Below are 8,099 nucleotides of genomic sequence, written 5' to 3' on the forward strand. Positions count from 1 at the left end.
TCTCCCGCCCTACTGTTTGTCGTCGAGCACGTCATCCGACCGGGACTGCGCCGCCGCCTCCGACGCCGCCTGCAACGTCTCCGCTGTCGGCGGCAACCGCCCCGTACCGCCGCCACTCTGGGCACCTTCCGGCCCCGACGGCCCTGGCTCGTCTGGCTGCTTCTTCTCGCCACCCTCTCCGGCAGGCTTCGCACCCTCCGCCGGGCTGCCACCCTCCGCCGCCGGCGAGTCGGGCGCAGCCCGCCGCGGACCACCGTCCCCACCCGCCGCCGAACCCGACCCAGCAGATCCCTCAGCACTAGACCCCTCAGCACCGCCAGACGCATCCGGCGACCCACCGCCACCGCCAGTACTGTCGGAGCCAGCCCCGGTGCCCGTCGACGCCGCACTCGCGGCCGGCCGGGACGACGAGCCGCCCGACCCCGGACCGCCGGCCCCCGACGAGCCGGACCCCCCGCCGCCCGACGGGGTCGGCCGCCCGTCACCCGACCCACCCTCAGAACTCGACTCGCTCACCACACCACCGTCGCTCCCGCCGCCGGCGGCGCCGGAGCCGCCACCACTAGCCGGGCTGTCGTTCCCGCCGCCGGCTCCTTCGCCGGCGGCTTGCTGGGCACCCGTGGATCCCGCCTCGGCCGCGCCGGTCGCGCCCGCCTCGCCAGCCCCGGCGCCGGCTCCTCCAGCGCCCGCGCCGGCACCAGCTCCGCCCCCGCCGGCGGCGGCTCCGGCGCCGCCGGCGGCGGCTGCGCCACCACCTGCCGCCAGGGCGGCGCCGCCGGTGGCGGCGACCGCGCCGACCGCGACCGCACCCGCTGCGATCGCTCCACCGCTGAACGCGTTGGACGCGCCGATCCCGGCCGGCGGCGACAAGAACTTGACCATGGCCGGAAGCGACACCAACGCCAGCATGATGATCAAGATCCCGGCGACCATCCGGTAGATCGCCTGACCAACATCGTTGATGTCGGTCGGCTGGACATCGCCCATGGTGTAGAAGCCGAAAGCGTAGATGGTCGCGGCGGCCGGCTTGAACAAGATCAGCGCGATCAGCCATTTGTTGATCTTGGAGAACGCGTGATTGCCAGCCTCCGTGCCCGTCGCGGCGGCGACGGTCGGCCAGACCGCGAGCAGCAGCAACAGCAGCGCCGACCGCAAGATCATGAACGCGATCATCCCGATGTTGGACACGATCAACAGCCCGCCACCGAGCAGGATGCCGAGCAGCCCGGTCTGTTGCATCATCTTGGCGTCGATCAGCCGCTCAACGGTGCTCGCATCGGGCTGCGGCTCGCCTACCTGGCTCATGATCCACGGCGCGTAGAGATCGGCGCCGGAGATGCCGAGCCAGACCACGACCACGCCGAAGCTGCTCACTGCGACGAGATTGAAGACCAGCCGGCCGATGTCGAGCAGCTGCATCGCCGAGTTCGATCGGACCGCCCGCACACACGCGATGATGATCCCCAGGATCCCGAAAAACCCCGTCAGCGGCAGCAACGAGCCCCAGATCGTGGACAGAGGACCGATCAAGGTGGGATCGGCAGGTGCCCCGGCATCACCCGTGGGCCACGCCTCGGTCAGCGGGTTGGCCGTGTCGACACCCATCCAGAGCGTGAAGGCGGTCGTGGTGAAATCCATCACCGTTTTCGCGAGGGACTCCTCGGTCGTGACGACCGCCGTCTCGATACAGCCTTTCACGTCGGTAATGCCGCACATGATCAACTTCCCTTCGCAGCGCTTCGTTCTAGGCGGGGCCCCAGCGGGTGAATGTCGTAGTGGAGGCCGACGCCACGGCGACGCCTTGGGTGCCATCGACGTACCAGTCGCCGCCGTCCCTGACCAGCGAGACGGTCAATTCGGTGTGCCCGGTGGCGTCGTCGAACGCCAGGTAGATGGCCACGATCGCCGCGGTGTCTCGGGTCGAGACGACCCGGTAGCCCGCGATCTGCCCGGCCCCGGTCCCCGGCGGCGATTGCTCGAGCTCAGCGATCATCACCTCCCGCCGCGGGCCCGCCGTGACCCGCTGCTGGACGAACCGCGCCGCCCAGCTCCGGTCCGGCTCCAGGCTGATCGCCGTCGCGGCGTGCGCCGCAGCCAGAATGGCGCCGCCCTGGCCCGGGGCATAGCAGATGCCGAACCCGTCACCGTTGCGCCGGGCGGGGCCGCCCGTCGGGCTGACCGGCAGCAGGGCACCGTCCCAGTCGACCCACGCCACATCCGACGGCACACCCGTGTCGACCGACAGGTCGGGACAGCCGGCAGATGCGCCCGCAGGCGGGACGGTGCCCGCCGGAACCGGCACCGCGGCCGGGGACCCGGCAGCGGCGCTTGACGTCGCGGCCGGGGAAGTACTCCTGGTGAGTCCGAGGACGAGCGCCATCGCGACCACGCCGGCGACCACGATCGCGGACAGACCCCAGGTCAGGACCCGCCCGTCCCACCGGGACGGGCGCTCCTGACCGGCATCCTCAGCCATCGGCTCAGGTGAACTGCTCAATGATGCCGGCGGCGCCGCCGATGATCACACACGCGACCAGCGCCAACACCAGGCCTTTGGCGCCTTCCATCTCCCCGTTGCGGTAGGCGATCCCGAGCCGCGCCGCGGAGACGACGAAGCCGAGGACGCAGATGATGATCGCCGCCCAGGCGACGTAGTTGATGATGGTGGTGAACTGCTCGAACCCCGGCGGTCGTTCCGGGTTCACATCGTCAATCATGAAAATCCTTTCCCTTGCGCTGCTGGCTGGCTGATCTTCCTGGACAAACCCGAACGCCTGCCGTCGACCGGCGGTTCGGGCTGCTGGGGGGTGAGGCGCCACCGGCTGTCCGACGACGCCGACGTCCGCGCCGCGCCGTTCCGCGCTGGCGCGTCGGGGCTGAACGGCGCCCCAGGGTCATCGAGCCGTGGGCCCACCGGCTCACGGGCGGGTTCAGCGGGGGTGTCGTCGAGGATGGAGGCGGTGATGCGGAGCATCTGCTGCGAGGGCTGCTGCTCGTCGGGCGGGAGGGTGCGCCAGGCCTCGATCCACCGGACCCGCCACAGCACCGGCGCCATCGCCGCGACCCGCTCGACCTGCTCGCGCAACTCGCGCGGCACCTTCGGCGCATCGTCAGTCACGACCACACCGGCCAGCTCGACCACACCCGCCAGCGCACCGGAGGCCCATTCCCGCAGCGCCAGCTCGAGCCGGTCCAAACCGGCCCGGTCTGACCGCGCCATCACCACCACCCGACAAACGCCGCCGTGGATGGTGGGCCAGCCCGGCGCCCGCAGCGCATAACCGGCCGGAAGCTGCCGCAGGAGCGACCCGACACCGGCCCGGCCGTGCACACCGACCAACCACAGCGCCGGCGCAGGACCGGACCAGGCCGGGAGCCGATAGAGGACGGGCTGGTCGGGGGGTGTGACGGTCAAGATCGGAGCGGTCGGGCCGCCGCGCAGCACGTCGCGGCCATGCCGCCGCACCGCGCGCGCCGCAGCACGCCGCTCATGTTCCTCGCGCTTCACCTGCGCCACATCGAGTTCCTGGGGGGCCGGAACGAACGGGTTTTGATTCACCTGCACCTTCTCCCCAGCATCGACGATTGATCCCAACGAACGACACAGTAAAACGTGCCAAGACCAATTAGCAAGGGGTTCTTCCGGTTTCGCACCAGCTTCGCTACAGTCCCAGGCAATGACGCGGCGCGGCCCCCCGGCCAACCCTTTGGTTGCAGGCGCCCATTGCTGTACGACCGAAAGGTAGCTGACTGGTGGGACAGTCTCTCGATGATTATCCAGATCTGCTGACGACAAATCAGGTCGCGGGGGTGTTGCAGGTGTCAGCCGATCAGGTGAGGAAGAACCTGCGCGCGGGGGTGTGGCCTGGTGTGCGGCCCGGGCAGCGGGATTGGCGGATGCGCCGGTCGACGGTGCGGGCGATCATCGACGGCCGGGATCCGTGGGAGCACGAACAGCAGGAGCAGACCGAGTAGCGCGAGCGAAGGGATCACTTTCATGCCCCCCAGCAGTGAGTCGTTTGATCCGAGTCAGGTGCCGCCGTTTCCGGTGATCAGTGTCGAGATCACCACCACGGAGCCGGCCCGCCTGGTCGTCGAGGGCGTCGACGTCCAAGCGCCTGCCGGCGTCGATCTGCACGACGCCGCGGTCGCGGAGGCGGCGCGGCGGATCGCCGAGCGAGGGCTGCCGGCCGCCCGGGTCGCGGCGAGCTCGGACGGGCGCCGCTGGTCCCTCGTCGTCACCGCGGACGGCCAACGCCACGACATCGGCGGCCCCACCCCGACGACCCAGGCACGCGCGAAGCGGCGGCGGAGCTGGATCCTGCTCGCCGCCGCCGCCGGCGTGGTGGCGCTGGCCGTCGGTATCGCCGCCGTGATCGTGACGAGCCGCGGCGCCAGCGAGGCTGCCCAACAGCCGCCTGCGCCGGCGGGGCCGAGTGTCCCGCCGCCGGCGGAGTTGCCGATCCCGATTCCCGAGGAGATGTGGTCGCCCCAGGCGAGCTGGGCCGTCCCCGTCAGCTCCCAGCAGCGTCCGGATGGGCCGCGGGCGGTGCTGACCGATACCGCGATCGTGGTCGCCGACGACCAAGGCGGCATCACCGGCTTCGACGCCGTCACCGGCGTCATCGCCTGGCGCAGCCCCTTACCCCCCGGCGCCCAGATTCAGCAAGGTCCGGTGCGGACGTCGATCGACGGGCAGCCCAGCATCGCCGTCGCCACTAGCGACACCATCCACTGGTGGCCCCTCACCGGCGCACCCCAACCCGTCGGATCGGTCCCCGTCGTGGCCGGGGAGAAAGTCAAGCTCGAAGCCGGGAGCAGTCCGCTGGTCACCATCGAGAACGGCGACGCGACCCTCGCCAAAGTGATCCAGGGCGGGCAGCTCGTCCCGCGGACCGTGCCCGCCGGCGCCACCGTCGCCCGCGCCGACGAGGCCGCGGTGACCGCCGTCGCCCGCGACGGCCGGCTCTGGACCCTCAACACCGACGCCCCCACCGCACCCAAACCCACCGCCAAGCTCAAATTCGGCAAACGCGACGCCGGCGGCGGCGAGGTCGTCCTCGGCGCCACCCAGAATGCGCTCCTGCTGCCCGGCCCCGAGAGCGGCCAAGCCCAGCTGTACTCCCTCGACGGCAAACCCATCGGCGAGCCGGCCGACACATCAGCCAGCCAGCCGTGGGTGACCCACACCTCCGTGCCGTACGCGGTCCAGGGCAGCACCGTCACCGACGACACCAAAGGCAAGACGCGTGGTCTGAACGTGGGCTGGATCGCCAAGAGATTCATCCTCCCCGGCTACGTGTGGGGTGAGAGCACACCGGATCCCAAGAAGGGGATCCTCCGCCCGGCAATCACGCTCAACCCGGGGCTCGAGGGGCCGCGAACCGACTTTCAAGGTTGGCCTGAGCCGCCGGTGACGTACTCGCCGCTCCACGGGTTCTTTATTGCGGAAGCGGTGGACGGGACCACGATGCTGTACGCGGCGCCGGTGGTCGAGCAGTAGACAGAGCGTGGCCCCCAAGCAGAAGCTCGGGGGCCACGGATGCTCACAGCACACGAAGGGATCAATCTGCGAATGCTTGGGAGCGGAGCTAGCCTAGCCGGACCGGTGTCACCGGTCCATCACCCCCACCAGCACCTGTTGAGGGCGGAGTCGTGAAGCCGGTCGCCGGCGTGGTCGCGGGGGTGGTGGCGATCGCGCTGATCCTCCCGCTCTCCGTCGTGATCATCCTGCTGCCGCTGTTCTGCGCTGTCGCTCCGGAGAGTAGTGCGGCGGAGCAGCCGCCCGCCGGCGGCGGGGGCGGTGGGCGGTTCAACGGGCAGGGTGTGCCGGGCAAGGCGGTGCCGTGGGTGGAGAACGCCGCGGCGTCGTCGGAGTACCGGATCCCGCCCGCGTTTTTTGCGTTCATCATGGACCGCGAGTCCGATTTCCAGCCCGACCTGTTCTACCCCGACAAGAACGGCGGCACCTGGGGACTGCTGCAGATCAACTATGAGGAATGGTCCGGCATCACCGGCGGCGGCACCTTTGAGGATCCGGACATCAAGGACCCGATGGTCCATACCCGCTACGGGGCGCGGTACTTCGACAACCGGCTCGAAACGGTGCGGACGATGCGGCGGTCCAACCCGACCGCGCCCTACACCACCCAGCTCACCGAGCTCGAGGCGTTGATGATCGCCCACAACGCCGGCGAGGGAAACCTCGAGAACTACCCCGAGCTGCCCTCGATCACCCGCAGCTACCTGCGCGAATTCCGCCAGAAGTTCCCCCGCTACGGCGGCGGCGAACCCGCCCAGAAACGCAACAGCGAGAAGCCGCCCGCCGGGGACGGTGACCCGCCCCCCGCCGGCGCGGGGCACACCGGTGAGGCGAATCCGCAGGCCGCGCGCGGCCGCTACGGCCTCGGCCCCGTCAAAGACCACGTCGCCGGCGCCGCCGGCCTGATCGGCACCCGGTTCGACGTGAAGACGATCGGCGGATACCGCGCCGACGCCAGGGACGAGGGCGGTCATCCGGCCGGGCTGGCGCTGGACGTGATGACCATGGAAGACAAGGCCAAAGGCCAGAAAATCCGGGACTGGACCCAAGCCAACGCCAAGGCTCTCGGCATCGAGTACATCCAGTTCGATCACTACATCTGGAGCATCCGCCGCGACAACGAGGGCTGGCGCAAACAAGCGGACCGCGGCAGCCCCACGCAGAACCACGAAGACCACCTGCACATCAGCTTCACCGCCCAGGCGCCGGCCGGCGATCAGCCGCTGACCGCCGCCCCGCCTGGTGGCCAGGCTCCGCCCGTCGGGGACACCCCGCCGCCGGCCGAGCCCCAGTCGTGCCCGGCCGACACTCAGCAGCAGCCCGCCCAAGGCGACCCGCTCACCCCCGTAAACGGTGTCGCCAGCCCGATCAAGCCTGGCCAGTACAGCCTGTCGGCAACGTTCGGCCAGACCGGCATCTGGGCGAGATATCACACCGGATTGGATTTCGGCGGGACCGGTGTCGGTACGCCGATGTATGCGGTTGCTGACGGCACCGTCGTCGACGTGCCCGGCGCGTCCGGATGGGCCGGGCCGAACGTGTTCGCGATCCGCCTGTCGGATGGCTCCCACGTTCTCTACGCCCACGCCAGCGCCCGCCTCGTCCCAGCCGGCCAACAGGTCAAAGCCGGCCAAGAGGTCGGGAAAACCGGGGCGCTCGGCAACGTCACCGGGCCGCACCTGCACTTCGAGTACTATCCGCCCGGCACCACCCCCGGCAGCGTCTACGAGGCCACCGACCCCGCCACATGGCTCCGGAAGAACGGGATCCGGCCATGACCTCGGATCTGGTGGTGACTGTGTACACGACGCCGCGCTGTGTCCAATGCCGGCCCACCCTGCGCGCCCTCACCGCCGCCGGCATCCAGGTGGTCGAGGTGGATCTGGGCGAGCATCCCGACGCCATCGACTGGATCACCGACGACCTCGGCTACAGCCACTCCCCCGTCGTGGTCGTCGACGACCACCAACACTGGTCCGGATTCCGGCCCGACCTGATCAGCCAACTCAGCGAAAGGAGCGCCTGATGCCCTCTATCTCGGCCCAGGTGACCTTCACACCCGAAGGCCGCTACACCCTGGCGGTCGACGACCGGCCCGCACAGCTACCGCAGCCCGCCTATCCCGATCCGGACGCCTGCCGCGACGCCGCACTCGCCTACTTCCAACACCTCGCCGTCACCATCAACGGACCCGTCGACGTGCTCGCGCGTAACGAGGACGGCACCAACGAGCGCCTCCGCGTGCTGCCCGACGGCAGCTGGCACCGCACCACCACCAACACCGCTATCACCGGTAACGCCGGGAACAGTACCAATAGTGCTGCGGGGCTGGGCGGACCGGCACACCCTGCCGGGGCCGAGCGCGACGGTCAACCGGCGGCCCCGGCGGGCGGGTTCACCAGCTGGCTCACCGGCCTGTTCGGCGGCCGCCGCGCCGCCGAAGCGCGCGCGCGCGACGCGGCCGCCGCGCAGGCCGAGCGCGACGCCGCAGCCGCGGCCGCGGCTGCGGAAGAGGCCGCGCGTGGGCGGGCTGCGATGCTGCGGGTGCTCGACACCC

9 protein-coding genes are annotated in these 8,099 nt (G+C 70.5%); 5 read left to right on the forward strand and 4 right to left on the reverse strand.

Annotated features, from left to right (window positions below; translation table 11 throughout):
* Nucleotides 1-9: 9 nt before the first annotated feature.
* The 4 genes from GGQ54_RS16570 to GGQ54_RS16585 form a co-directional block, all read right to left on the reverse strand.
* Nucleotides 10-1,638 carry a hypothetical protein gene (locus GGQ54_RS16570; RefSeq protein ID WP_179446709.1) on the reverse strand — a complete coding sequence of 543 codons (1,629 nt, stop codon included), beginning with the start codon at nucleotides 1,636-1,638 and terminating at the stop codon, nucleotides 10-12.
* A 106-nt stretch (nucleotides 1,639-1,744) separates the two neighbouring features.
* Nucleotides 1,745-2,476 (reverse strand): DUF8175 domain-containg protein, encoded by a 732-nt coding sequence (locus GGQ54_RS16575; protein WP_179446710.1) that lies wholly within the window; start codon nucleotides 2,474-2,476, stop codon nucleotides 1,745-1,747.
* Nucleotides 2,477-2,480: 4 nt separating this feature from the next.
* Nucleotides 2,481-2,717 (reverse strand): hypothetical protein, encoded by a 237-nt coding sequence (locus GGQ54_RS16580; RefSeq protein WP_179446711.1) that lies wholly within the window; start codon nucleotides 2,715-2,717, stop codon nucleotides 2,481-2,483.
* On the reverse strand, nucleotides 2,714-3,595 hold the full coding sequence (locus GGQ54_RS16585) for a hypothetical protein (RefSeq protein WP_179446712.1): 882 nt from the start codon (nucleotides 3,593-3,595) through the stop codon (nucleotides 2,714-2,716). The genes GGQ54_RS16580 and GGQ54_RS16585 overlap by 4 nt, the downstream gene beginning before the upstream one ends.
* Nucleotides 3,596-3,753: 158 nt before the next feature.
* Between GGQ54_RS16585 and GGQ54_RS16590 the strand changes: the two genes are divergently transcribed.
* From GGQ54_RS16590 to GGQ54_RS16610, 5 genes are all read left to right on the forward strand, one after another.
* Nucleotides 3,754-3,975 (forward strand): helix-turn-helix domain-containing protein, encoded by a 222-nt coding sequence (locus GGQ54_RS16590; protein WP_179446713.1) that lies wholly within the window; start codon nucleotides 3,754-3,756, stop codon nucleotides 3,973-3,975.
* A gap of 22 nt (nucleotides 3,976-3,997) precedes the next feature.
* Nucleotides 3,998-5,503 (forward strand): hypothetical protein, encoded by a 1,506-nt coding sequence (locus GGQ54_RS16595; RefSeq protein WP_179446714.1) that lies wholly within the window; start codon nucleotides 3,998-4,000, stop codon nucleotides 5,501-5,503.
* A gap of 152 nt (nucleotides 5,504-5,655) precedes the next feature.
* Nucleotides 5,656-7,320 carry a VldE C-terminal domain-containing protein gene (locus GGQ54_RS16600; protein ID WP_179446715.1) on the forward strand — a complete coding sequence of 555 codons (1,665 nt, stop codon included), beginning with the start codon at nucleotides 5,656-5,658 and terminating at the stop codon, nucleotides 7,318-7,320.
* Nucleotides 7,317-7,568 (forward strand): glutaredoxin domain-containing protein, encoded by a 252-nt coding sequence (locus GGQ54_RS16605; protein WP_246293541.1) that lies wholly within the window; start codon nucleotides 7,317-7,319, stop codon nucleotides 7,566-7,568. The genes GGQ54_RS16600 and GGQ54_RS16605 overlap by 4 nt, the downstream gene beginning before the upstream one ends.
* On the forward strand, nucleotides 7,568-8,099 hold a 532-nt coding region (locus GGQ54_RS16610), incomplete at its 3' end, for a hypothetical protein (RefSeq protein ID WP_179446716.1). The genes GGQ54_RS16605 and GGQ54_RS16610, both read left to right, overlap by 1 nt.

Origin of the sequence: Naumannella cuiyingiana (assembly GCF_013408305.1) — a bacterium.
In the GTDB taxonomy this organism is placed as follows: domain Bacteria; phylum Actinomycetota; class Actinomycetes; order Propionibacteriales; family Propionibacteriaceae; genus Naumannella; species Naumannella cuiyingiana.

Bases quoted from the DNA above. Each gene is read 5' to 3' on its own strand.
- GGQ54_RS16595 (WP_179446714.1), top strand. From the start codon at position 3,998: ATGCCCCCCAGCAGTGAGTCGTTTGATCCGAGTCAGGTGCCGCCGTTT.
- GGQ54_RS16605 (WP_246293541.1), top strand. From the start codon at position 7,317: ATGACCTCGGATCTGGTGGTGACTGTGTACACGACGCCGCGCTGTGTC.
- GGQ54_RS16575 (WP_179446710.1), bottom strand. From the start codon at position 2,476: ATGGCTGAGGATGCCGGTCAGGAGCGCCCGTCCCGGTGGGACGGGCGG.
- GGQ54_RS16580 (WP_179446711.1), bottom strand. From the start codon at position 2,717: ATGATTGACGATGTGAACCCGGAACGACCGCCGGGGTTCGAGCAGTTC.
- GGQ54_RS16570 (WP_179446709.1), bottom strand. From the start codon at position 1,638: ATGGATTTCACCACGACCGCCTTCACGCTCTGGATGGGTGTCGACACG.